Source organism: Sphingomonas sp. AC411 (genome assembly GCF_979253035.1).
Genome location: NZ_CEEDAQ010000001.1, coordinates 2,534,626 through 2,559,227 on the forward strand (window position 1 = coordinate 2,534,626; position 24,602 = coordinate 2,559,227).

Below are 24,602 nucleotides of genomic sequence, written 5' to 3' on the forward strand. Positions count from 1 at the left end.
TTCGGCCCGAGCGAAACCGCGCGAGGGAACGACTCCGCCTCGCCGATGATTGATTACGGACTCGAATCGTTTCCGCAACGAAGGAACACCCAAGGTGGCAGCGCGCGCGTATTGGCAGGGGCAGATCCGGCTGGCCCTCGTCTCGATCCCGGTCGAGATCTATTCCGCGACCAAGTCCGGCGCGGCGGTGTCGTTCAAGCAGATCCACGAGCCGTCCGGCCAGCCGATCCATTACGACAAGGTCGTCACCGGCGTGGGCCCGGTCGATGCCGACGAGATCATGAAGGGGTACGAGGTCTCGAAGGGCGAATACGTGCTGCTGGAGCAGGACGAGATCGACGCGGTGAAGCTCGAGATCGAAGAAGACGCTGGAGCTGACGCAGTTCGTCGACGCGAGCGAGATCGACGTGCTGTATTACGAGAAGCCGTATTTCGTGGTGCCGGCGGATGACCTCGCCGAGGAAGCGTTCATCGTTTTGCGCGAGGCGTTGAAGCGCACGAAGAAGGTCGGCTTGGGCCAGCTTGCGATGCGCGGCCGCGAATATGTCGTGAGCCTGAAGCCGTGCGGGCGCGGGATGGTGCTGGAGACGCTGCGCTACGCCGACGAGGTGCACAAGGCGCAGGGCTATTTCCGCGATATTCCCGACGACAAGCCGTCGGAGGAACTGCTGGAACTGGCCGAGGCGCTGATCGGGAAGCGCAGCGGCGATTTCCATCCGCAGGAGTTCCACGATCGCTATGTCGATGCGCTGAAGGACCTGATCGAACGCAAGCGCAAGGCGAACGGGAAGAAGATCATCGAGGACAAGGACACGGGCGGGAAGACCGGCTCGAACGTGGTCGATTTGATGGCGGCGTTGAAGAAGTCGATGGAGAAGAGCGGGGGTAGTGCGGAGAAGGCACCGGCGAAGAAGGCTCCCGCCAAGCGCGCGCCGGCTAAGACTGCGGCGAAAACCCCGGCGAAGAAGCGTGCCTGAGCTCCCCTCTCTGGAAGGGAGGGGTTGGGGTGGGTCGCCCACCGTACCAGCGCCCTGCCCGCCAAGCGGCCGACCCACCCTCGGCCCCTCCCTTCCAGGGAGGGGTGAAAGATGGTCGACGATCCCCTCGCGCTCTATAATTCGAAGCGGAATTTCACGAAAACCGCCGAGCCAGCCGGCACGCTGGCCCCCGGCAACGGCAACAGCTTCATGGTCCAGAAGCACGACGCCACGCGTCTCCACTGGGACTTTCGCCTCGAAATCGATGGCGTCCTCAAAAGCTGGGCGGTCACACGCGGCCCCAGCCTCGACCCCAACGAAAAACGCCTAGCCGTCCGCACCGAGGATCACCCGCTGAGCTACGCCACGTTCGAAGGCACGATCCCCGCCGGCGAATATGGCGGCGGCACGGTGATGCTGTGGGACCGCGGCACATGGTCGCCGATCAAGGGCAAGTCGGCGAAGGATCTCGACAAGGGCCACCTCCACTTCGTCCTCGATGGCGAGCGGATGAGGGGCGAATGGTTGCTGATCCGCTTGAAGCCACGAGCGAAGGAAAAGCGCGAGAACTGGCTGTTGCGTAAAATCGACGATGCGGCCGCGGGCGGAACGGACACGCTGGTCGAGGAAGCGCTGACGAGTGTCTCGACCGGCCGCACGATGGTCGAGATCGAGGAGGGTAAATCCTCCCCGGCACGGGGAGGGGGACCAGCGAAGCTGGTGGAGGGGGCGGCCCGCAAGAGCAGCGCCAGCCGTAAAGCTCTCGCCAGTGGCAGCCCCCTCCACCACCGCGAAAGGTCGCGGCGGTCCCCCTCCCCGTGCCGGGGAGGAATTCCAGGACCTCCAACTCTGCACCCTAGTCGACGCCGTCCCCACCGGCTCCGCCTGGCTCCACGAAGTCAAATACGACGGCTACCGCGCACTGGTCTCCATCGCCAACGGCGAGGCAAAAGTCTTCACCCGAACCGGGCTCGACTGGACCGAAAAGTTCGCCGCGATCGCCGAAGCCGCCGCCAAGCTCCCGGTAAAATCCGCGCTGATCGACGGCGAAATCGTCGCATTCAAGGACGGCCACCCCGACTTTTCGACACTGAAGGACGCCATCTCCGCCGGCGGCGAAATGACGTTGTTCGCCTTCGACCTGCTCGCCCTCGACGGCGAAGACCTCACCGGCCTCTCCAACCTAGACCGCAAGGCGCGGCTCCAACCGCTGATCCCCGAGGACGAAGACCGCCTCCGCTATTCCGACCACGTCATCGGCGCAGGCGAGCAATTGTTCGAGACGATGTGCCGCGAGGGTCTGGAAGGCATCGTCTCGAAACGTGCCGACGCACCCTATGCCGGCAAGCGGACCAAGGCATGGCTCAAGGTCAAATGCACGCACCGGCAGGAGTTCGTGATCGTCGGCTGGCTGCCCTCGGACAAAAAGCGCGGGTTCAAGTCGCTGCTGCTCGGCGTCCGCGAGGGCAAGGGCTTCAGGTACGCGGGGAAGGTCGGCACCGGGTTCGACCAGGCGCTGATGGACGAAATCCGCGACAAGCTTGATGCGCTCGACCGCAAGACGCCGACGGTCGAGGCGCCCAAAACGACGGTCCGCGGCGCGAAGTGGGTGACGCCGAAACTGGTCGCGGAGGTAGCGTTTGCCGAAGTCACCCCCGACGGCGTGCTCCGCCATTCGAGCTTCATCGGTCTGCGCGAGGACAAGGCGGCGCAGGACGTCGTCGCCGAAACCCCCGCCCCGCTGCCGGACGTAGCCGAGAGTGCCGCACCGGAAACCAGCATAAAGGTCAGCAGCCGCGACCGCGTGCTCTTCGACAAGTCGGACGTCACCAAGGGCGATCTGGCCGATTATTACGTCGCCGTCTCGAGCATCATGCTGCCGTTCGCCGCCAACCGCCCGATCAGCCTCGTCCGCTGCCCCCAAGGCCGGTCGCGCGCGTGCTTCTTCCAGAAACACGACGCCGGCAGCTTCGGCGACGCGGTCCACAAGGTGCCGATCCGCGAGAAAGACGGCTCGACCGAAGACTATCTCTATGTCGACGACGCGGACGGGTTGGTCGCGTGCGTGCAGATGGGGACGATCGAGTTCCACGGCTGGGGCTCGTCGAACGCGACGCTGGAAAAGCCCGACCGCCTCGTGTTCGATCTCGATCCCGACGAGGGCCTCGACTTCGGCGATACGAAAAGGCGGCCGAGCATCTGAAGAACCAGCTCGCCGAACTCGGGCTGGTCAGCTTCCCGATGCTGTCGGGGGGCAAGGGGTGCATGTCGTTGTGCCGCTGACCCCGGAGGCGGAATGGCCGGCGGTGAAGGACTTCGCGGATCGTTTCGCGCGGGCGATGGCGGGGGCCGAGCCCGAGCGCTTCGTCGCGACGATGGCGAAGGCCAAGCGCAAGGGGCGGATCTTTATCGACTGGCTGCGCAACCAGCGCGGGGCGACCGCGGTGATGCCGTATTCGGCACGGGCGAGAGCAGGCGCGCCGGTGGCGGCACCGGTATCTTGGACGGAGCTGCGCGATATCGAGACTGCCGCGCGGTGGGGTGTGCGGGACGGGGCCGAGCTGATCGCGCGGGCCGGGTCGCGGGCGTTGGCGGGCTGGGGGTAGCGGATCAGGTGCTGCCGGATTTGTGAGCGGCCGCCCCTCCTCTCAAACGCCACCCCGGCGAAGGCCGGGGCCAGTTGGGGGACGTTGCTGACGAAGAGCAGCGCTCCGTTACGACCACCTTTCCAACCGGGCCCCGGCCTCCGCCGGGGTGGCGTTGTGGTGAAGCGGCGGTCCAACACCCTCACTGTTCCCCGCGAACGCGGGGAGCCAGGGTAACTGCACGCAGCCTTCGTGATTCCTGGCCCCCGCGTCCGCGAGGGAACAGAAGTAAGCGCGCGCTCCAAACGACAATTTATGTTGCACCGCCGCGTCGAAAGGTGAAACACCGCCGCCTGTATTCGGGGGCTTGAGGCATTGAACACGGCGGACACGGCGACGCACACCGCGCCCCTTTTCGACGCGACGGTCCATGCCGAGCGCTGGATCACCGACTATTGCGCGCGCAGCACCCGCGCCGACGTGCTCTGCCCAGCCGATGACGGTAGCGCCGACCCCGCCTGGGCGGCGATGTTCGCCGAACTCGCGACGGTCGCCTCGGACGACCTCGGCCACATTCGCGAACGCGTGCAGCGGCATGCGGTCGACATCGGCACCGGCTTCCGCATCGCCGACGAACCCGATGAGCGCCCCTGGCCCGTCTCGCCCGTCCCGCTGCTGATCGAGGCCGGCGAATGGGCCGGCATCGAACGCGGCGTGATCCAGCGCGCGACGCTGATGGAGACGGTAGTCGCCGACCTGTACGGCGAGGGCAAACTGGTCGCGGACGGCCACATCCCCGCCGCGCTCGTCACCGGCAGCCCGTTCTTCCTGCGGCCGATGGTCGGGCTCGACCCACCCGGCGGCCGGCATCTCGATTTCATCGCGATCGATCTCGGGCGCGGACCGACCGGCGAATGGCGCGTGCTGGCCGATCACCTGCGCGCGCCCGCCGGCGCCGGGTATGCGCTGGAGAACCGGATCGCCGTCAGCCGTACGCTCGGCGGGTTGCAGGATCGGCTCAACGTCCAGCGCCACGCGCCGTTCTTTGCCGCCTTCCGCGCCGGGATCGCGGCGATGTGCAAGCGGACCGATCCGCGGATCGGCCTGCTGACGCCCGGCCGGTTCAACCCGAGCTATCCTGAGCAAGCACACCTCGCACGCTATCTGGGGCTGTTGCTGGTCGAAGGCGCCGATCTCGCCGCGCTCGAGGACAAGGTGTACGTCCGCACGATCGGCGGGCTCAAGCGGATCGATGCGCTGTGGCGGCGGCTCGACCCGCGGCTGCTCGATCCGCTGGCGTTCGACACGCATTCGCAGATCGGCGTGCCCGGACTGATCGACGCGTATGCGGCCGGCAACGTCGTGCTGTCGAACGCGCCGGGCTCGGCGGTGCTGGAGGCCCCGGCGTTCTCGGCGTTCCTGCCGCAGCTTGCAAAGTCGCTGCTCGGCGAGGACCTGCTGCTCCCCAATATCGCGACGTGGTGGTGCGGGCAGGACGGCGCGCGCGCGCAGGTCGAGGCGAATTTCGACCGCCTGCTGATCGGGCCGGCGTTCCATGCGCGGCCGCTCGGCATGACCGACGGCCCGGTGGCTGGCGCCGACATCACCGGCGAAGCGCGCGCCAACCTGCTCGCGGACATGGCGCGCAGGCCGCAGGATTATGTCGGGCAGGAACTCGTGCAGCTCTCGACGATGCCGGTCGTCGTCGGCGATGCGCTCGTCCCTCGCCCCTTCACCCTGCGCGTCTTCGCAGCCCGTAACGGCGACGGCGAATGGACCGTCCTCCCCGGCGGGTTCGCGCGGATCGGCGAGCATCCCGATCCGCGGGCGGCCGTCATGGGCGAAGGTATCTGGTCGGCCGACGTCTGCATCTACGGCGCCGAGCCGGTCGCGCCCGTGTCGCTGCTGACCGCGCCCGATTCGCTCCACGTCCGCCGCAATCCGGGGACGTTGCCGAGCCGGGTGGCGGACAATTTCTACTGGCTCGGGCGCTATCTGGAGCGCGGCGAAGCGCTGCTCGGGGCGATCCGCGTGATGCTCGGCAATTCGATCGACGTCGACGGGGGTGCAGTGTTGTCGCCCACCACGGTCGGCAAGCTGGTGGGGCTGATCGTCGGCGCAGGCAGCGCGCCGCACCCGCCGTCGCTGCGCCGCGCCGACCTCACCGCGCTCGCCCGCACCGCGATGGAGGACGAGCGCTGGCAGTCGATCCTGACGCTCAACCGCCATGCGAGAGATCGGCGAAGGCTCACGCGACCGGTTGTCGGCGGACATGGTGCGGCTGCTCGAGGCGCCCTTCCCCACGCATCGCGGGATGCTGGAGCGTGCCGGGTCGCTTCAACGGCGCTACGCGGCGATCGCGGGGCTGTCGGCCGAGCATATGGGGCGGACCGCGGCGTGGCGCTTCCACGATCTCGGGCGGCGGGTGGAGCGGGCGATGGCGATGGCGCGCGCGATCCGGTTGTTCGGGATGCCGGGGGCCTCGCCGGACGATCTGTCCGTGCTGCTCGACCTGGCCGACAGCCAGATCAGTTATCGCCAGCGCTATCCGACGGGGATCGCGCGCGTGCCGGTGATCGATCTGGTCGCACTCGATCCGGGCAATCCGCGCAGCCTAGCGTTTTCGGCGGAACGGATCGCGGCGCGGTTGGCGGAATTGCCGGTGCTCAGCGACGACGAGATGGCGGAGCCGCAGCAGGCTGAAGCGACCGGATTGCAGGCGATCGTGATGACCGCGACAGCGGCGGAACTGGATGCGGAGACGCTGGGGGATATCGAGCGGCGCTTGGGGGCGGTGTCGGATGCGCTGGCGCGGCGGTATTTTCTGCAGGGTGCCGAGCCGTTGCGGACCAGTGGGCTGACGTTGGCGTGAGGCGCGACGTGAGGGTAGACCTGCAAATCCTCCCCGGCACGGGGAGGGGGACCATGCAGCGCATGGTGGAGGGGCTCTCCACCAGCGTATCGTTCGTGGCGCCTCCTCCACCACCAGCAAGCGGCTGGTGGTCCCCTCCCCGTGCCGGGGAGGATTTTCATGATCTACGATATTCGCCACGTCACGACGTTCGATTACGGCGCCAGCGTCAAGTTCGCGCGCTGCAACTTGCGGTTGAAGCCGATCGACTGGCCGGGTCAGCACCTCGATTCCTACGCGCTGTCGGTCCACCCCGCCGGCCGCACCAGTGCCGCGCGCGCCGAGGCGGGGCTGGCCAACGTCACCCGCCTGGTGGTCGACAGCCCGGTCCGCCACCTGACGATCGAGAGCCGGTCGCGGATGACGGTCGACCGACTCGTGCCGGTGCCCGACGCGAGCGATCCGACGCTTGGCGAGATCGCGGCGATGGCGCGGGTGAGCACCGACCTGTCCGCGGCGAGCCCGGCGAACTACATCTATCCCTCGCCGCTGATCCCGCTCGACCAGGCGATCGCGGACTATTGCGCGATCGATCTCGATCCTTCGCGGGGAGCGCTGGAGGCCGGGATCGCGCTTGCGCGGCGGATCCAGGAGGAGTTCGAATTCGACGCGGACGCGACGCTGGTCGATACGACGCCGCACGAGGCGTTCCTGCAACGCAAGGGCGTCTGCCAGGATTTCGCGCAGATCATGATTACGGGGCTGCGCGCGGCGGGACTGCCGGCGGCGTATGCATCGGGCTATATCCGGACGATCCCGCCCGAGGGTCAGCCGCGGCTGGTCGGGGCGGATGCGACGCATGCCTGGGTGTTGCTGTGGTGCGGGCCTCTGCGCGGCTGGGTCGGGGTCGATCCGACCAACGGGATCTGGATGGCGAGCGACCATATCGTGATGGCGGTCGGGCGGGATTACGCCGAGATCGCGCCGGTCGACGGCGTGGTGCTCGGGTCGGGCGCGCAGAACATGGATGTCAGCGTTGATGTGGCGCCGTTGGACGAATTCGCGGCAGGTTAGGATGCGTCGGCGGCTGACGTGTTCCGCACGCGCGCAATTGCGTTGCGCTGCGCACCGCCCCACATAGACGCGCAAGTAAGAATGGGGACGTAAGTGGCCGATCCGTACAAGACTCTGGGTGTAGCGCGCGACGCGACCGAAGCCGACATCAAGAAGGCGTACCGAAAGCTCGCGAAAGAGCTTCATCCCGATCGCAACAAGGACAACCCCAAGGCGTCGGAGAAGTTCAGCCAGGTCACCAACGCGTACGACCTGCTGAACGACAAGGACAAGCGTGCGCGGTTCGATCGCGGCGAGATCGATGGCGACGGCAATCCGGCCGCGCCGTTCGGGTTCGGCGGCGGCGGCGGGCGTCCGCATCCCGGCGGCTTCCGCAGCGAAGGCTATGAGAGCGGCCCCGGTGGTCCCGATATGAGCGACATCTTCGAGGGGCTGTTCGGCGGCGCGCAGCGTGGCGGCGGCGGTGGGTTCTCGGGCGGGTTCGGCCGGCGTGCGCAGCCCAAGGGCGAGAACGTCGCCTATCGCCTGCAAGTGCCGTTCGTCGAGGCCGCGACTCTGGAGCCGCAGCGTGTGACGCTGTCCGATGGCAAGACGCTCGACCTGAAGCTGCCGGCGGGCGTCGAGACCGGGACCCAGATGAAGCTTGCAGGCAAGGGCGAGCAGGGTCCAGGCGGCGCTGGCGATGCGATTCTGACGATCGAGGTCCAGCCGCACAAGTTCTTCACGCGCGATGGCGACGACGTTCGACTGGAACTCCCGATCACGCTGGCCGAGGCCGTCCTGGGCGGCTCGATCAAGGCGCCGACGGTCGACAAGCCGGTGATGCTGACGATTCCCAAGGGCACGACGTCGGGCAAGACGCTCCGCCTAAAGGGCAAGGGTTTCCACAAGAAGGGCGGCACGCGGGGCGACCAGCTCGTCACGCTGATGATCGATATTCCGGCGAGCGATGCGGCGCTGACCGCGTTCGTCGAAAGCTGGGATGGACGCGAGGCGGGGAACCCGCGGGGGTCCATGGGCGTCTGAACACCTTGTGAACGACAGTCCTCTATCGCCCGAAGCGCGAGCCCATGATCATGGTGCGGCGCGCACCCGTCTCAACCGCGGCATGGCGAAGGTCAGGCCGGGCAGTTACGCGTTCGAGGTTTTCAAACGCGCAGCCGTCGGCGTGTTCAACGACGGGTTCATCCATGCGGGGAACCTCGCCTATCTCGCGTTGATGACTGTGTTTCCGTTCTTCATCGTCGCCGCCGCGATCCTGTCGATCTTCGGGCAGAGCGTCGAGACGGTGCGCGCGGTCGAGTCATTCCTTAACGTCCTGCCGCCCAACGTCGGCGACCTGTTGCGCAAGCCGATCGCCGACGTGCTCGCCGCGCGGACCGGGTCGCTGCTTTGGCTAGGCGCGCTGGTCGGTTTGTGGACGGTCGGCAGCTTCGTCGAGACGATCCGCGACATCTTCCACCGCGCGTACGGCAACAAGGCGACCGCGCCGTTCTGGAAATCGCGGCTCGGATCGTCCGCGGTCATCGTCGGATCGGTGATCATCGCGCTGCTGTCGTTCCTTGTGCAGGGAATCCTGACCGCGGCCGAGCAGTTCATCTACCGCCTCGTACCCTTCGCGCAGGATGCCGCGGGCTGGGTCGGGCTGTCGCGGCTGATCCCCGGCCTGCTGATGTTCGGCGCGCTGTACCTGCTGTTCTATTCGGTCACCCCGTCGCGCTATCGCTATTCGAAATGCCCCAAATGGCCGGGCGCCTTGTTCACCACCGCCTGGTGGGTCAGCGCGACTGCGTTGCTGCCGGTGATCCTGTCGCGGCTCGGCGGCTACGACCTGACCTATGGCAGCCTGGCGGGCGTTGTCATCATGCTGTTGTTTTTCTACGTCATCGGGCTCGGGCTGGTATTCGGCGCCCATCTGAACGCGGCACTGGCGGAACCACCCGAAACAACGCTAGAGCAACCCGCTACGGATATGCAGGTATAGGCGGGGATGGCGTGAACGGTTTGATGGCGGGCAAGCGTGGGCTGATCATGGGCCTGGCGAACGACAAGTCGCTGGCCTGGGGGATCGCCAAGAAGCTGTCCGAGGCGGGCGCGGAGCTCGCGTTCAGCTATCAGGGCGAGACGATGGAAAAGCGCGTGCGCCCGCTCGCCGAACAGCTGGGCGTCGCGCGGCTGTTCGATTGCGACGTGTCGGACATGGGCGCGCTCGACGCGACCTTCGACAAGTTGGCGCAGGAATGGCCGACGATCGACTTCGTGGTCCACGCGATCGGCTTTTCGGACAAGAACGAGCTGCGCGGGCGGTTCGTCGATACCAGCCTCGACAATTTCCTGATGACGATGAACATCTCGGTGTATTCGTTCGTCGCGGTGGCGCAGCGCGCCGCCAGGATGATGACCGAGGGCGGCGCGATGCTGACGCTCAGCTATTACGGCGCCGAGAAGGTCATTCCGCACTATAACGTGATGGGGGTCGCCAAGGCGGCGCTCGAGACCAGCGTGCAGTATCTCGCGGTGGATCTCGGCCGCGACAACATCCGCGTGAATGCGATCTCGGCGGGCCCGATCAAGACGCTGGCCGCCAGCGGCATCGGCGATTTCCGGCTGATCCTGAAGTGGAACGAGCTGAACTCGCCGCTGAAACGCAACGTGACGATCGACGACGTCGGTGGTGCGGGGCTGTACCTGCTGAGCGACCTGGCTTCGGGCGTGACCGGCGAGACGCATCACGTCGACGCCGGCTACAACGTGATCGGCATGAAGGCCGAAGACGCCCCCGATATCGCACTGGCTTAAACCGAGAGAGACCGCGTCGACCTACCCCTCTCCCTTCAGGGGAGAGGAGGGCCCATGCGAAGCATGGGAGGGTGAGGAATGAAACGGCCACCCGGCAACGCCCCACGCGACCGTCAACGCACTGCGCGCCAAACGCCCACCGAACCGGAACACCGGCTATGGCAGACCCTGCGAAACCGTCAGCTGGGCGGCCTGAAGTTTCGTCGCCAGGTCTGGCTCGGCCCCTACATCGTCGATTTCCTCTGTGCCGAAGTCCGGTTGGTCATCGAGATCGACGGCGACACGCACGCCTCACCTGACGCACAGGACTATGACAAACGGCGAACCGCGCTAATAGAGACCGAAGGCTACCGGGTATGCCGCTTCGGGAACGATGACGTGATGACCAATATCGATGGCGTGGCTGCGACGATTGTTGCGGTCGCCAACGAACCTCACCCTCCCACCGCGTTGCGGCGGGCTCCTCCCTCTCCCCCAAGGGGAGAGGGCTTTGAGCTTCAACACTTTCGGACGGCTGTTCCGCTTTACCACCTGGGGTGAGTCGCATGGGCCTGCGCTCGGCGCAGTCGTCGATGGGTGCCCGCCGGGGATTGTGCTGAGCGAGGCCGATATCCAGCCCTGGCTCGACAAGCGTCGCCCCGGCACCTCGCGCTTTACCACGCAGCGGCGGGAGCCGGATACGGTTCGTATTCTCTCGGGGGTGTTCGACGGCAAGACCACGGGGACGCCGATCAGCCTGATGATCGAGAATGTCGACCAGCGCTCGAAGGATTATTCCGACGTCGCCAAGGCCTATCGCCCCGGCCACGCTGATTACGCCTATGACGCGAAATACGGGTTTCGCGATTTCCGCGGTGGCGGGCGATCGTCAGCGCGCGAGACGGCGGCGCGGGTCGCGGCCGGCGCGGTCGCGCGGCTCGTCATACCGCAGGTCCGCGTTCGCGCGTGGGTCGAGGCGATCGGTGGCGATGCGATCGATCCGGCCAATTTCAATGACGCGCAGATCGACCAGAACCCGTTCTTCTGCCCGGATGCCGAGGCCGCAGCGCGCTGGGAGGCCCTGATCGACACCGCGCGCAAATCCGGCTCGTCGCTCGGCGCGGTGATCGCGTGCGAGGCGACCGGCGTGCCCGCAGGCTGGGGTGCGCCGCTCTACGCCAAGCTCGATTCCGAACTCGCCTCCGCCTGCATGAGCATCAATGCGGTCAAGGGTATCGAGATCGGCGACGGGTTCGCCGCCGCCGCGCTGTCGGGCGAAGCGAATGCGGATCCGATGCGTCCGGGCGTGGATGGTCCTGAATTCCTCGCCAACCATGCGGGCGGGATCGCCGGCGGGATCGCGACCGGCCAGCCGATCCGCCTGCGTGTGGCGTTCAAGCCGACCAGTTCGATCCTCACCCCGGTCGAGACGATCAGCCCTACCGGCGAAGCCGCGACGATCGCCACCAAGGGGCGTCACGATCCCTGTGTCGGCATCCGCGGAGTCCCCGTCGTCGAGGCGATGGTGGCGCTCGTGCTGGCCGACCAGGCGTTGCTGCATCGGGGCCAGTGCGGCTGAGGACGGAACATACGCGGCGCTGAAGCGCTTGCTCTTCAATAACTTAGGAGAGTGACAATGCGTATTCTAACTTCGATCGCAGCCGCAGCCCTGATCATCCCGGGCGTGGCGATGGCCCAGACCGGCACTACCGGCTCGATGGGCGGCACGATGGGCGGCACCACGGGCGGCACGATGAGCGGCGGCACGATGGGCGGTTCGACCATGGGCGGCACGACCGGCGGTATGTCGACCGGCACTATGGATCAGGCCAATCCTTCGACGACCACGCAGTCGACCACGACGACGCGCACGCAGCGTGGCACCAAGGAACGTAGCCGTACGCGCGGCACCACGTCGGGCACGATGAACGGCACGACCCGTGGTACCGGCACGACGGGCAGCACCATGTCCGGCACGACCGGCAGCACGATGGGCGCCGACACCATGGGCGGCACCACGGGCACCACGACCGGTACGATGGGTGGAACCACCGGCGGTACCATGGGTGGCACGACCACCGGTGGGACGATGGGTTCGACCACGGGTGGAACGACCGGCACGACCACGCCGCGCTGATCCAGTCCATCTCACGTAGACGAAGAGCCGGGCGAGCGATCGCCCGGCTTTTTGCGTATCAGTCCGAGAACGGATCGCGGACGAGGATCGTGTCGGCGCGCTGCGGGCTGGTCGAGACCAGCGTCACCGGACAGCGGATCAGCTCTTCGATGCGGCGGATGTACTTGATCGCCTGTGCCGGCAGGTCGGCCCAGCTGCGTGCGCCGGCAGTCGTTTCCTGCCAGCCTTCCATCGTCTCGTAGATCGGCTCGACCAGCGCCTGGTCGGCCGCATGCGCCGGAAAATAATCGAGCGTCTCGCCGCGGAGCTTGTAGCCGGTGCAGATCGACACGGTCTCGAACCCGTCGAGCACGTCGATCTTGGTCAGCGCGATCCCGGTGATGCCACCGACCGCTGCCGCCTGCCGCACCAGCACCGCGTCGAACCAGCCGCAACGACGTTTCCGCCCAGTAACCGTCCCGAACTCATGCCCGCGGACGCCGAGGCGCTCGCCGGTCTCGTTCTCGAGCTCGGTCGGGAACGGTCCCGAGCCGACGCGCGTCGTGTACGCCTTGGCGATGCCGAGTACGAAGCCGACTGCTGATGGCCCGAGGCCGGAGCCACCGGCCGCAGCACCCGCGATGGTGTTAGACGAGGTCACGAACGGATAGGTGCCGTGGTCGACGTCGAGCAGCACGCCCTGCGCGCCCTCGAACAGGATCCGCTTGCCGGCCGAACGCGCGGCGTTGAGATCGCGCCAGACGGGCTTGGCGAACGGGAAGACGAAGCCGGCGATCTCGCGCAGTTCGGCGATCAGGCGGGCGCGATCGATCGGCGGCTCGCCGAAGCCTGCGCGGAGTGCGTCGTGATGCGCGGTGAGGCGATCGAGCTGCGGCCCGAGGTCGTCGAGGTGCGCCAGATCGCAAACGCGGATCGCGCGGCGACCGACCTTGTCCTCGTAGGCAGGTCCGATGCCGCGGCGCGTCGTGCCGATCTTGCCGGCACCGCTCGCATCCTCGCGCAGACCGTCGAGATCGCGGTGGAACGGCAGAATCAGTGCGCAGGTGTCGGCGATCCGCAACGTCTCGGGGGTCGCGATGACGCCCTGTGCACCGAGCCGGGCGATCTCGTCCTTCAGCGCCCAGGGATCGAGCACCACGCCGTTGCCGATGAACGACGGCGTGCCGCGCACGATGCCCGACGGCAACAGCGACAGCTTGTAGACGTTGTCGCCCACGACGAGGGTATGGCCGGCATTGTGCCCGCCCTGGAACCGCACGACCATGTCGGCACGCTCGGCGAGCCAGTCGACGATCTTGCCCTTGCCTTCGTCGCCCCATTGCGCGCCGATGACTGCTACGTTGGCCAAACTCTATCTCCTGAGGATTACGCGCAGCGCCTACAGCGCGCGGGGCTCGCCCGCCACCCATAGATGCGTGCAGACTTGTGCTTCGGGGTGTCGCCGGCGTCTAGTGCGGCGACCGTGACCCAGCCTTGCGCGCGCATTTGAGCGCCTTCGCTGGCTGGGGTTCCGAACGGGAGGAAGAGGCGGCGACGGTCTACGGTGACGACGCGCTCGACGAGTGCATCGGCGTAGAGCGAGAAACCGGTGGCGGCTTCCTCTGCGCCGTTCTCGTGGACCACGGTGTAGGTGCCGCCGCGGCCGAGTTCGCGGGCGCTGCCGTCGGCGAAGAGGGAGAAGCCGAGCCAGGTCTGGTATTCGAACCCATGCCGCTCGGTCGGGTCGAGCGTGAGCGCGACGCGGCCGTCGAGCGCATCGGCGATGCGGGCGAGGCCGTCGAGGCGGGAGGCGAGCGCGCCGGTGGTGTCGAAGGCGCGGAGGCGGTCCATGGCCTGTTCGAACGGCCCGGCGGCTTCGATCAGGGGAGGTAGGCCGGTGCGAGTGCGGCGACGGCGCCTGCGTCCTTCGCATCGAGGCGATCGCGCAAGGTGGCGATCTGCTCAGACGCCACGGGAAGCGGCCCCGCGGCGAGCGTCGACACCAGATCGGGCAGCGTGAAGTCGATCGAGGCGCCGGTGACGTCCGCGGCGGCGATCATGTCGACCGCGACCGCGACGAGTTCCTGGGCTGCGGCAACCGAGTCGAGGCCGATCAGCTCGCATCCGATCTGCCGGGTCTCGCGCGCCGGAGCGAGCTGCGAGGCGCGCAGTTTCAGGACGGAACCGGCGTAGCTCAGCCGCACCGGCCGCGGATGGTGACCCATCCGCGTCGCCGCGATGCGCGCGACTTGCGCGGTGATGTCGGGGCGGATCGCGAGGTGCGCTGCGACACCGGATCGACGAAGCGCACCGCATCGTGAAGGCCGCCTGCCTTCAGCCGCATCTCCAGCCCGTCGGCGAATTCGGCGAGCGGCGGATCGACGCGCTCGTAGCCGTGGAGCCGGGCTGCTTCGAGCACACGAGCCTCCAGCGCCGCTGCCGAATCGGCGAACGGGGGAGGCGGTCTCGGAAACCTTCGGGGAGGAGTGCGGTCACTGCGCATGCTCCGCAGAGAGGGCTGCCGATATGACGCACCAAACCCCGTCCATCTCGGACATGATGTCGGCGTTGCTGAACCGTATCACGCGATATCCCTGTCGTTGCAGCCAATCCGTTCGGCTTCCGTCGCGCGCTTGGTCAACATGCGTATCGCCGTCAACCTCGATGATCAGCTTCGCGTCGCGGGATGCGAAGTCGGCGACGTAGGGGCCGACGACGAGCTGCCGGGTGAATTTGGTGTTGCTTATCTGTCGACCACGGAGGTGACGCCAGAGCTTGGCCTCGGCCGGCGTAGGCTCGCGACGCATCCGCTTCGCGCGATCCAAGAGTAGGTCGTCGACCTTCACTGCTCCTGCTCCTCTCCCTCCGGGGAGAGGGTCGGGGTGAGGGGCGCCGCAAGCGATGCCCTTCCCAATGCCCCTCACCCAACCCTCTCCCCGAAGGGGAGAGGGCTTTAGAAGGAGCGTAGCAGGCTTAGAAGTTGAGGCCCATTGCGGTCTTCACGCCTGGCAGCGCGCGGACCTTCGTCAACAGGTCGGGCGTCACGGCTTCATCGACCGAGAGGAGAAGCACAGCCTCGCCGCCTGCCGAACGCCGCCCGAGATGGAACGTCCCGATGTTCACCCCGGCCTCGCCCAGCGCCGTCCCGAGACGACCGATGAAGCCCGGCGCATCCTCGTTGACGACGTACAGCATCGGCCCCGCCAGATCGGCCTCGATCTTTATCCCGAGCAGTTCGACCAGACGCGGCGCCGAATCGCCGAACAGCGTCCCCGCAACCGACCGCTCGCCGTCCTCGGTCTTGACCGACACGCGCAGCAACGTGTGGTAATCCGCTTCGCGTTCGGTACGGACTTCGCGGACTTCCAAGCCACGCTCGCGCGCCAGCACCGGCGCGTTGACCATATTGACGGTCGCGGTCTGCGTCTGGAGATAGCCGGCGAGCACCGCGCTCACGATCGGCTTCGCATTGAGCTCAGCCGCTGCGCCTTCGGTATGCACCGAAATCCGCGACACCGCGCCGGTGGTCAGCTGGCCGACCAGCGAGCCGAGCTTCTCCGCCAGCGCCATGTACGGCTTGAGCTTCGGCGCTTCCTCGGCCGACAGCGACGGCATGTTGAGCGCGTTGGTGACGCCGCCCGACATCAGGAAATCGGCCATCTGCTCGGCGACCTGGATCGCGACGTTGACCTGCGCCTCGGTCGTCGACGCGCCGAGATGCGGCGTGCTGATGAAGTTCGGCGTGCTGAACAACGGCGACGCCTTGGCGGGTTCTTCCACGAACACGTCGAGCGCTGCGCCGCCGACCTGCCCCGAATCGAGCGCCGCCTTCAGCGCGACTTCGTCGATCAGGCCGCCGCGCGCGCAGTTGATGATCCGCACGCCCTTCTTGGTCTTGGCGAGCGCCTCGGCCGAGAGGATGTTGCGTGTCTGGTCGGTCAGCGGCGTGTGCAGCGTGATGAAGTCGGCGCGCGCGAGCAGTTCGTCGAGCGTGACCTTCTCGACGCCGATCTCGATCGCACGCTCGGGCGTCAGGAACGGATCGAACGCGACGACCTTCATCTTGAGGCCGCGCGCGCGGTCGGCGACGATCGAGCCAATATTGCCCGCACCGATCAGGCCGAGCGTCTTCGAGGTAAGCTCGACGCCCATGAAGCGGTTCTTTTCCCACTTGCCGGCCTGCGTGGAAGCGTCCGCTTCCGGGAGTTGCCGGGCGAGCGCGAACATCAGCGCGATCGCGTGCTCGGCGGTGGTGATCGAGTTGCCGAACGGCGTGTTCATGACGACCACGCCCTTGGCCGACGCGGCGGGGATGTCGACGTTATCGACGCCGATCCCGGCGCGGCCGACGACCTTGAGGTTGGTCGCGTGCTCGAGGATTTCCTTGGTCACCTTCGTGGAGCTGCGGATCGCGAGGCCGTCATACGCGCCGATGATCGCGATCAGTTCGGCGGGCGTCTTGCCGGTGATCTCGTCGACCTCGACCCCGCGCTCGCGGAAGATCTGCGCCGCACGGGGATCCATTTTGTCGGAAATGAGGACTTTTGGCATGGGATTGCTCCTGGGAATTCGGGGAATTGGGGTGCCGCCTTCCGTTCCGTTCCCATCCACTCCGTCATCCCGGCGGAAGCCGGGACCCACGGTTGCGGTTCGCTTCATGAGCGAGTGCTCCGTGTCCATGGGTCCCGGCGTGCGCCGGGATGACGGAATGAGGATGGTTGTTGGAAGGAGGACGGAAAAGGCGTGGTCGCTGGTCAGCCGGCCTTGGCGGTCGCGTAGGCCCAGTCGAGCCAGGGGCCGAGCGCTTCGATATCCGCGGTGTCGACGGTCGCGCCGCACCAGATCCGCAGGCCCGGAGGCGCGTCGCGGTAGCCGGCTACGTCGTAGGCCGCGCCCGCTTTCTCCAGCGCCGCCGCCATCGCCTTGATCAGCGCCTCGTCCGCACCCTCGACCGTGAGACACACGCTGGTCTTCGACCGCGTCGCCGGGTCGATCGCGAGATGGCCGAGCCAATCCCGCTCCGCCACGATATTGTCCAAAGCCGCTGCATTCGCGTCCGAGCGCTTGATCAGCCCGTCCTCGCCAAGCGACTTCGCCCATTCGAGGCTGAAGATCGCATCCTCGACGGCCAGCATCGACGGCGTATTGATCGTCTCGCCCTTGAACACGCCCTCGGTGAGCTTGCCCTTCGAGACGAGGCGGAACACCTTCGGCAGCGGCCACGCAGGCGTATAGCTCTCCAGCCGCTCGACCGCACGCGGCCCGAGGATCAGCACGCCGTGTGCGCCCTCCCCGCCGAGCACCTTCTGCCACGAGAAGGTGGCCACATCGATCTTGGCCCAGTCGATATCGTACGCAAACACACCCGAGGTCGCATCGGCGAACGAGAGACCCTCACGGTCGTCCGGGATCCAGTCCGCATTCGGCACGCGCACGCCGCTGGTGGTGCCGTTCCAGGTGAACAGCACGTCGTTCGACCAGTCGACCGCGCCCAGATCGGGCAGCTGGCCGTAATCGGCGCGCACGACGGTCGGATCGATCTTGAGCTGCTTCACGGCATCCGTGACCCAGCCCTCGCCGAAGCTTTCCCACGCGAGCGCGGTAACCGGCTTCGCGCCCAGCATCGTCCACATCGCCATCTCGTACGCGCCGGTGTCGGAGCCGGGGACGATGCCGATGCGGTGCGTGGTCGGAAGCTTCAGCAGGTCGCGCATCAGGTCGATGCTGTACTGGAGGCGGGTCTTGCCGATCTTCGAGCGATGCGAGCGACCGAGCGAATCGGTGGCGAGCTTGTCCGCGGACCAACCAGGCGGTTTCGCGCAGGGACCGGAGCTGAAAAAGGGGCGTGCGGGCTTCGTAGCAGGCAGCGCAGGCGCACCTGTAGCGGGTGCGTAGGTCGTATTCGTCAATGTATCTCTCCTCACAGAGAGCACGCGCGGCGTTGGGACCGCGTGGCCCGTCGCCGGCCCTAGCGGCGTTCGCGGGGGTGTCAACTCTTCTCCCTGCCGTCCGCCCTGAGCGAAGTCGAAGGGTCCCGTCCCTACGGCGACCCGTCCCTGCGGCGAGATGCTTCGACTTCGCTCAGCACGAACGGAGAAAGGGTGACAATCATGGCCAAGGCGAGGATTATACGCCCATGTATCGCGTATTTTGCTCCCTTATCGTTACCCTTCTACTTGCCGCCTGTGGGCGCGCCGATCGTCCCACTGCCCCGCAACAAACCCGCCCCAACCTTTCCGTCCCGAGCAATCGGGAAACAGCGCAGTGCCTTGCCGACCTGCGCCAGCTCCACGTGTCGTTCCAGCTCCTGCCCGACCGCGAGACCGGCCCCGGTTGCGGGCTCGCCGGCACCGTCAAGCTGGTCGATATCGGCGTGCCGGTCGCCAACCTCACCGCGGTCCGGTGCGGGGCGGCACGCGCGTTCATCGGCTGGACGCGCAACGCGGTGGCGCCCGCCGCGTACCAGATGCTCGGCAGCGAACTCGCGCGGATCGACAGCATGGGGAGCTATGCCTGCCGCAACGTCGTCGGCTCAGCGCGCAATGCGAGCCGGCGCTCCGGGCACGCGATCGCCAACGCGATCGACGTCGGCGGGTTCGTGCTGAAGGACGGGCGGCGAATCACCGTGCTGAACGACTGGAACTCGCCCGATCCGCAGGTTCGGCAGTTCCTCCAGACGGTCCGCGCGTCGGCGTGCAAACGGTTCGGGACCGTGCTCAGCCCGGACTACAACGCCGCGCACCGCAATCACCTCCACCTCGAAGACGATCGCGCGGGCTTCTGCCGCTGATGTTCTCCTGCGCACGCAGGAAAACGGCAGTCTAGCCCTGCCCCCTTTCCTCTAATCGCGCCTGAATGACCGATACACGTATACCGACACGCGTTTTCCCCAACGCTAGCCAGGACGCCGAGACCGCCAAGGACTCCGTCTCCACCCCGCAGACGCAGCATCCGCATTACCGGCTCGCCTTCCAGGACATGGATTTCCTGTTGCGCGAAGACCTGCGCCCGGTGCGGTTCCAGCTCGAACTGCTGAAGACCGAACTCGTGCTCGACGAGGCGAAGATCGGCTCGACGTTCGTGTTCTATGGTTCGGCACGTATTCCCGAGCCTTCGAAGGCTCAGGCGCTGCTGAAGCTCGCAACCGACGAGAAGTCGAAGAAGATCGCCGAGCGGCTGGTCGAGAAGTCGAAATATTACGACGTCGCGCGTGAACTCGCGGCGAAGGTCAGCGTGCTGCCGCGCGACGAGCGGGGCTGGCGGCAGTTCGTGGTATGCTCGGGTGGTGGTCCGTCGATCATGGAAGCGGCGAATCGCGGTGCGGACGACGTTGGCGCCGAGTCGATCGGGCTCAACATCGTCCTGCCGCACGAGCAGGCGCCGAACCCGTACGTCACCCCGTCGCTGTCGGTACAGTTCCACTATTTCGCGCTGCGGAAGATGCACTTCCTGCTGCATGCGCGGGCGCTGGCGGCGTTTCCGGGTGGGTTCGGGACGTTCGACGAGCTGTTCGAGCTGTTGACGCTGATCCAGACGGGGAAGATCCAGCCGATCCCGGTGCTGCTGTTCGGCCGCGAATTCTGGGAGCGGGTCGTGAACTTCGATGCGCTGGTCGAGGAAGGCGTCGTCAGCGAGAAGGATCTCGGGATCTTCCGCTATGTCGAGACGGCGGACGAGGCCTGGGACGCGGTGCAGTCGTTCTATCGTGAGCGGGCCGAGCGGGAAGCCGCCGAGGGCTGACCCTTCCCGAGAGCTTACCTTCTGCTCCCTCTCCCTCCGGGGAGAGGGTCGGGGCGAGGGGCTGCCAAGCAGTGTAGCGCCCGGTACTGCCCCTCACCCCAGCCCTCTCCCCGGAGGGGAGAGGGAGTAGACGTTACTTCTCCGAGCGGGCACCCTTGCGGGCTGCTTCGGGATCGACCGACGGTGCACCCGACGCCGGCGTGCCGGTGTTGGCGATGTCGGCGGTCGGCGCACCTTCGGTGGCTGCGGCCTCCGCCGCATTCGCGGTCGCAGGCTGATCCTCCGCCGCCGCATCCTTAGCCGCCGGCGCAGCGCCCGCGGCGGGTGCCGCCGGGAGCGGCAGGTTCGAGCCCTGCTGGTTGAGATACAGGATCACGTTCGCACGGTCCTGTGCGTTGCCGAGGCCGGCGAAGGTCATCTTCGTGCCGTTGGCGAACTTGCGCGGCGACGTCAGCCACGCGTTCATCTTGTCGAAGTCCCAGGTGCCGCCGACGCCGGCCAGCGCCGCGGAGAAGGCGAATCCGCCCTTGCCCTTGGCGATCGCTTCACCCAGCGTGCCGTACAGGTTCGGGCCGACGCCGTTGGCGCCGCCCTGGTTGATGGTGTGGCAGGCCGCGCACTTCTTGAACACTTCGGCGCCCTTGGCAGCGTCGGCGGTCGGCAGCAACGAGGCGATCGGCACGTCGGCGGCGGCACCGCCAGCACCTTCCTCGACCACACCCTCGATCGCGTAGCCCATCTTCTCGGGTCGCTCGCCGTGGAACAACATCCCACCGACGATCGACAGCCCGAGCGCCGCACCACATCCTGCGAGCACCCAGCCGGCGATCGTATTGGTCCGATTGTCCATCTTGCGCATCCGCCCTGTTCTGTTTGGGACAGCCATAGAAAAGGCGGGCGCGCACCGCAAGCCGCGCTTGTATGGCGCGCTGCGGCCCTTTACCCGGCCTGCCCATGGAAAACTTCGCCGTACCCGCCCGCCCGATCGTCGCGCGGATGACCGAGGCCGCCGCCGCAGACCCCGCGCGCGCCGTCGCGTTCCAGGGTGCGCCGGGCGCCAACAGCCATGTCGCCGCGGTCGAGGCGTTCCCGGACGGCCTGCCCCTGCCCTGCTTCGATTTCTCCGACGCGATCGATGCGGTGAAGGACGGACGGGCGGACTGCGCGATCATCCCGATCGAGAATTCGCTGCATGGCCGCGTCGCCGACATCCATTTCCTGCTGCCCGAATCGGGGCTGGTAATCACCGGCGAGCATTTCCTGCCGATCCGCCATGCGCTGATGGGACCGGGTCCACGCGACGGTATCCGCCAGGCAATGAGCCACCCGCAGGCGCTCGGGCAGTGCCGGCATTGGTTGAAGGCGCACGGGATCGAGCCGGTGAGCTATCCCGACACCGCCGGGGCTGCGGCGAAGGTGGCCGAGCTCGCCGATCCTGCGATTGCCGCGCTGGCGCCGCCTGCTGCGGCCGGGCTGTACGGTTTGGAGTTGCTCGCGACCGACATCGCCGATGCGGATCACAACACGACGCGGTTCGTGGTGCTGGCGCGCGGCGGCAAGCCGCCCGCGGCACAGGAGCCGGTCGGCGGCGAATGGATGACGACGCTGATCTTCGAGGTGAAGAACGTCCCCGCGGCGCTGTACAAGGCGGTCGGCGGGTTCGCGACCAACGGGGTGAACATCACCAAGCTGGAGAGCTATCAGCGCAACGGCAGCTTCTCGGCGACCGAATTCTATGCGGACGTGGTGGGGAAGCCGGGCGACGCGAACCTCGATCATGCGCTGGAGGAACTGGGGTTCCATTCGAAGTGGCTGCGGGTGTTGGGCACCTACCGCCAGGCGCGGTCGCGGGGTGACCTTGCTGCTCCCTCCCTGAAAGGGAGGGGTTGGGGTGGGTCGGGTTCCGCACATCCCACCGTTGGGGCTAAAGCTGGCCGACCCACTCCCGGCCCCTCCCTTGCAGGGAGGGAAGAAGGTCAGTTGGCTGCGGGGAGTCTCAACCGCACGAGCAGGCCGCCGAGGTCTTCGCTCTCTTCCAGCGCGACCGTTCCCTCGTAGATTTCCGCGACGTCCCGCACGATCGCGAGGCCGAGCCCAGTCCCCGGCTTCCCCGTATCCAACCGCACGCCACGATCGAAGATACGCACCCGCTCCTCTTCCGGAATCCCCACCCCGTCGTCCTCGACCAGGAACTCGACGAAGCCCGACTGTGCGCCGACCGTCACGAACACGCTGCCACCGCCGTATTTAGCGGCGTTCTCGATCAGGTTGCCGAGCATCTCGTCGAGATCCTGCCGCTCGACATGGACCTGAAGCCCACGCGGCCCGGTGACGTCGATCCGGACATGCCGGTACAGCCGCCCGACCGCGCGCTCGACCGATTCGAGGCTCGGCCATACATCCGCCCGGCTATGTGCGGAACCGCGACGCCCGACCGCCCGGGCTCGCGCGAGGTGGTGATCGACCTGCCGGCGCATCGTCCGGGCTTCCCGGATCACCGTATCGGCGAGGTCGTCGGACTGCGCGGTGGCGGCGTTCATGATGACCGTCAGCGGCGTCTTCAGCGCATGCGCGAGGTTGCCGGCGTGACGCCGTGCCTCCTCGGCCTGGCGTTCGTTATGCTCGATCAGCGCGTTCAGTTCCTCGACCATCGGCGCGACCTCGACCGGCATCGCGCTCGACACGCGGTTCGAGTGACCGGCGCGCATCCGGGCGATCTCCTCGCGCACCCGCCGCAGCGGCCAGAGCCCGTAGAAGGTCTGGAGCGCGGCCATGATGATCAGTCCGAGACCCAGCAGTGCGAAGCTGCGGACCAGCGTGCGGCGCAAGGTGGTGATCTGCGCATCGAGCCCGTCGCGGCTCTGCGCGACCTGGAACCGCCAATGCACCTGGGAGCCGGGAATGACCGCGTCGCGCTCGACGATTCGCAGCTTTTCGTCGGGAAACTGGTTGCTGTCGTAGAAATGCGCGTTGCGGTCGTCGTGCGGGCCGCCGAATGCGAGCTTGCGATCCCACAGCGACCGCGACGGGAAATCCTCGCGCCCTTTGCCCGACACCTGCCAGTAGAGACCCGAATAGGGTTCGACGAAGCGCTGGTCGGCCGCGGCATCGCGCGAGAAGATCACTTCGCCCTCGGGTCCGATCTCGGCCGAGTTCAGCAGCGAGCGCAGGACATATTCGAGCTGGTCGTCGAAATTGCGCGTCACCGCCTGGCTCAGCACGCGGTCGAGCGCGAACCCGCCGCCGCTGAGCAGCACGACGATCCATACCGCCGCGATCAGGATCATCCGCCGCGACAGCGATCCCTTCACGGCCGCCGGCACGCGGATCGGCGTCTCTGTCAGCGGCGGCGTTTCCATCGTGGGACGATCAGGCGTCCGGATCTTCGAGGCTGTAGCCGAGGCCGCGGATCGTCGTGATCACGTCCTGGCCGAGCTTCTTGCGGATGCGCGTCACGAACACCTCGATCGTGTTCGAATCACGGTCGAAATCTTGGTCGTAGATATGCTCGATCAGCTCGGTGCGGCTGACGACCTTGCCCTTGTGGTGAAGCAGGTAGCTGAGAAGCTTGTATTCCTGCGCGGTCAGCTTGACCGGCTCGCCGGCGCGCGTGACCTTGCCGCTGCGCGTGTCGAGGCGGATGTCGCCCGCGGTCAGCTCGGACGAGGCGTTGCCGGATGCACGACGGATCAGCGCCCGCAGGCGGGCGATCAGTTCCTCGCTCTGGAACGGCTTGGCGACGTAATCGTCGGCGCCCGCATCGAGGCCGGCGACCTTGTCCGACCAGCTGTCGCGTGCGGTCAGGACCAGCACGGGCATCGTCTTGCCCTCCTTGCGCCAGCGATCGAGCACGGTCAGCCCGTCGATCTCGGGGAGGCCGAGATCGAGCACGACCGCGTCGTAATTCTCGGTCGAGCCGAGGAAATGTCCTCTTCGCCATCGACCGCCAGATCGATCGCATAGCCGGCCCCCTCCAGGGTATTCTTCAACTGCTGGCCGAGATTCGGCTCGTCCTCGACGATCAGAACGCGCATGATTATCCTCTCGATTGGGGTTTTCAGCGACCCGTGCGGCCGACGATCTGGCCGTTGCGGCCATCGACGTCGACCCAGATGACGGTTCCATCGCGCAGGAATTTCAGCGTGTAAATGGCGCTGCCCGAATCATAGTCCGAGCCGAGATACTGCGCGCCCTTCATCGTCGGGATCACGCGCGATTCTATCTCACGCAGCGAGGGGGCACCGGTCCGGCGCGCCTGCAATGCCGACATCTGATCGCTGCGACGCTGTGGAGGGTCGCCCGCCAGCATCGGTGCGGCACCCGTCAGCAAAGGCGCCGCGGCCAGGGTCGCAAGAAATAGCAACATCTTCATGGCCGTGGCATAGGGCCCCGGCATTGAACAGCCTGTGAATGATCGTGACAGGCGCGCGACAGCACGAAGCCCTGCGAGGTGTAACTTGCCTGCATCACTTCGCCCCCTA

Annotated in this window: 16 protein-coding genes and 6 pseudogenes; 13 read left to right on the plus strand and 9 right to left on the minus strand. The window is 66.9% G+C overall.

What is annotated here, in order from left to right; translation table 11 throughout:
* Nucleotides 1-94 precede the first annotated feature (94 nt).
* From ku to AC0IX7_RS13045, 10 genes and pseudogenes are all read left to right on the plus strand, one after another.
* Nucleotides 95-977: pseudogene (gene ku / locus AC0IX7_RS13000) on the plus strand (non-homologous end joining protein Ku).
* Between the two features lie 111 nt (nt 978-1,088).
* Nucleotides 1,089-3,609, plus strand: a pseudogene (gene ligD / locus AC0IX7_RS13005) (DNA ligase D).
* A gap of 328 nt (nt 3,610-3,937) precedes the next feature.
* A pseudogene (locus AC0IX7_RS13010) lies at nt 3,938-6,434 on the plus strand (circularly permuted type 2 ATP-grasp protein).
* Nucleotides 6,435-6,593: 159 nt separating this feature from the next.
* On the plus strand, nt 6,594-7,487 hold the full coding sequence (locus AC0IX7_RS13015; RefSeq protein WP_471812231.1) for a transglutaminase family protein: 894 nt from the start codon (nt 6,594-6,596) through the stop codon (nt 7,485-7,487).
* Nucleotides 7,488-7,580: 93 nt separating this feature from the next.
* Nucleotides 7,581-8,513, plus strand: a complete 933-nt coding sequence (locus AC0IX7_RS13020) for a DnaJ C-terminal domain-containing protein (RefSeq protein ID WP_471812233.1) — start codon at nt 7,581-7,583, stop codon at nt 8,511-8,513.
* Between the two features lie 82 nt (nt 8,514-8,595).
* Nucleotides 8,596-9,471: a YihY/virulence factor BrkB family protein gene (locus AC0IX7_RS13025; protein WP_471813874.1), complete on the plus strand. Its 876-nt coding sequence runs from the start codon at nt 8,596-8,598 to the stop codon at nt 9,469-9,471.
* A gap of 11 nt (nt 9,472-9,482) precedes the next feature.
* Entirely contained in the window at nt 9,483-10,286 is an 804-nt protein-coding gene (gene fabI, locus AC0IX7_RS13030; RefSeq protein WP_471812235.1) for an enoyl-ACP reductase FabI, read from the plus strand.
* Between the two features lie 78 nt (nt 10,287-10,364).
* On the plus strand, nt 10,365-10,826 hold the full coding sequence (locus tag AC0IX7_RS13035) for an endonuclease domain-containing protein (protein ID WP_471812236.1): 462 nt from the start codon (nt 10,365-10,367) through the stop codon (nt 10,824-10,826).
* Complete coding sequence (aroC, locus tag AC0IX7_RS13040; protein WP_471812238.1) at nt 10,777-11,844, plus strand: chorismate synthase; 1,068 nt, start codon at nt 10,777-10,779, stop codon at nt 11,842-11,844. Before AC0IX7_RS13035 ends, aroC begins: the two co-directional genes overlap by 50 nt.
* A 57-nt stretch (nt 11,845-11,901) precedes the next feature.
* Complete coding sequence (locus AC0IX7_RS13045) at nt 11,902-12,402, plus strand: hypothetical protein (RefSeq protein WP_471812239.1); 501 nt, start codon at nt 11,902-11,904, stop codon at nt 12,400-12,402.
* 58 nt (nt 12,403-12,460) lie between these two features.
* On the opposite strand, the gene AC0IX7_RS13050 is transcribed toward AC0IX7_RS13045, so the two are convergent.
* The 5 genes and pseudogenes from AC0IX7_RS13050 to AC0IX7_RS13070 form a co-directional block, all read right to left on the minus strand.
* Entirely contained in the window at nt 12,461-13,750 is a 1,290-nt protein-coding gene (locus AC0IX7_RS13050) for an adenylosuccinate synthase (protein WP_471812241.1), read from the minus strand.
* A 30-nt stretch (nt 13,751-13,780) separates the two neighbouring features.
* Nucleotides 13,781-14,877, minus strand: a pseudogene (locus tag AC0IX7_RS13055) (ATP phosphoribosyltransferase regulatory subunit).
* Entirely contained in the window at nt 14,874-15,227 is a 354-nt protein-coding gene (locus AC0IX7_RS13060) for an endonuclease domain-containing protein (protein WP_471812242.1), read from the minus strand. The pseudogene AC0IX7_RS13055 and the gene AC0IX7_RS13060 overlap by 4 nt, the downstream one beginning before the upstream one ends.
* A 127-nt stretch (nt 15,228-15,354) precedes the next feature.
* Complete coding sequence (gene serA, locus AC0IX7_RS13065) at nt 15,355-16,932, minus strand: phosphoglycerate dehydrogenase (RefSeq protein WP_471812244.1); 1,578 nt, start codon at nt 16,930-16,932, stop codon at nt 15,355-15,357.
* A gap of 203 nt (nt 16,933-17,135) precedes the next feature.
* A complete protein-coding gene (locus AC0IX7_RS13070) occupies nt 17,136-18,290 on the minus strand; it encodes a phosphoserine transaminase (protein ID WP_471812245.1) in 1,155 nt (384 codons plus the stop codon).
* A gap of 227 nt (nt 18,291-18,517) precedes the next feature.
* Between AC0IX7_RS13070 and AC0IX7_RS13075 the strand changes: the two genes are divergently transcribed.
* Nucleotides 18,518-19,171, plus strand: a complete 654-nt coding sequence (locus AC0IX7_RS13075) for an extensin family protein (RefSeq protein ID WP_471812247.1) — start codon at nt 18,518-18,520, stop codon at nt 19,169-19,171.
* A gap of 65 nt (nt 19,172-19,236) precedes the next feature.
* Nucleotides 19,237-20,121 carry an LOG family protein gene (locus AC0IX7_RS13080; protein WP_471812249.1) on the plus strand — a complete coding sequence of 295 codons (885 nt, stop codon included), beginning with the start codon at nt 19,237-19,239 and terminating at the stop codon, nt 20,119-20,121.
* Between the two features lie 133 nt (nt 20,122-20,254).
* On the opposite strand, the gene AC0IX7_RS13085 is transcribed toward AC0IX7_RS13080, so the two are convergent.
* The gene (locus AC0IX7_RS13085; protein ID WP_471812250.1) at nt 20,255-20,971 is read right to left on the minus strand and encodes a c-type cytochrome; all 717 of its coding nucleotides are present in this window, start codon (nt 20,969-20,971) and stop codon (nt 20,255-20,257) included.
* Nucleotides 20,972-21,075: 104 nt separating this feature from the next.
* Here AC0IX7_RS13085 and AC0IX7_RS13090 point away from each other — a divergent pair.
* Nucleotides 21,076-21,975 (plus strand): annotated as a pseudogene (locus AC0IX7_RS13090) (prephenate dehydratase); the annotation flags it as partial.
* Nucleotides 21,976-22,097: 122 nt separating this feature from the next.
* Here the strand turns inward: AC0IX7_RS13090 and AC0IX7_RS13095 are convergent.
* The 3 genes and pseudogenes from AC0IX7_RS13095 to AC0IX7_RS13105 form a co-directional block, all read right to left on the minus strand.
* Nucleotides 22,098-23,480, minus strand: coding sequence for a sensor histidine kinase (locus AC0IX7_RS13095; protein WP_471812252.1), 1,383 nt, complete (start codon nt 23,478-23,480; stop codon nt 22,098-22,100).
* Nucleotides 23,481-23,490: 10 nt separating this feature from the next.
* A pseudogene (locus AC0IX7_RS13100) lies at nt 23,491-24,155 on the minus strand (response regulator transcription factor).
* 23 nt (nt 24,156-24,178) lie between these two features.
* A complete protein-coding gene (locus AC0IX7_RS13105) occupies nt 24,179-24,493 on the minus strand; it encodes a PepSY domain-containing protein (protein ID WP_471812254.1) in 315 nt (104 codons plus the stop codon).
* Nucleotides 24,494-24,602: the final 109 nt, after the last annotated feature.

Bases quoted from the DNA above. Each gene is read 5' to 3' on its own strand.
- AC0IX7_RS13095 (WP_471812252.1), bottom strand. From the start codon at position 23,480: ATGGAAACGCCGCCGCTGACAGAGACGCCGATCCGCGTGCCGGCGGCC.
- AC0IX7_RS13080 (WP_471812249.1), top strand. From the start codon at position 19,237: ATGACCGATACACGTATACCGACACGCGTTTTCCCCAACGCTAGCCAG.
- AC0IX7_RS13085 (WP_471812250.1), bottom strand. From the start codon at position 20,971: ATGGACAATCGGACCAATACGATCGCCGGCTGGGTGCTCGCAGGATGT.
- AC0IX7_RS13025 (WP_471813874.1), top strand. From the start codon at position 8,596: ATGGCGAAGGTCAGGCCGGGCAGTTACGCGTTCGAGGTTTTCAAACGC.
- serA (WP_471812244.1), bottom strand. From the start codon at position 16,932: ATGCCAAAAGTCCTCATTTCCGACAAAATGGATCCCCGTGCGGCGCAG.
- AC0IX7_RS13035 (WP_471812236.1), top strand. From the start codon at position 10,365: ATGAAACGGCCACCCGGCAACGCCCCACGCGACCGTCAACGCACTGCG.
- AC0IX7_RS13105 (WP_471812254.1), bottom strand. From the start codon at position 24,493: ATGAAGATGTTGCTATTTCTTGCGACCCTGGCCGCGGCGCCTTTGCTG.
- AC0IX7_RS13075 (WP_471812247.1), top strand. From the start codon at position 18,518: ATGTATCGCGTATTTTGCTCCCTTATCGTTACCCTTCTACTTGCCGCC.
- AC0IX7_RS13015 (WP_471812231.1), top strand. From the start codon at position 6,594: ATGATCTACGATATTCGCCACGTCACGACGTTCGATTACGGCGCCAGC.
- AC0IX7_RS13045 (WP_471812239.1), top strand. From the start codon at position 11,902: ATGCGTATTCTAACTTCGATCGCAGCCGCAGCCCTGATCATCCCGGGC.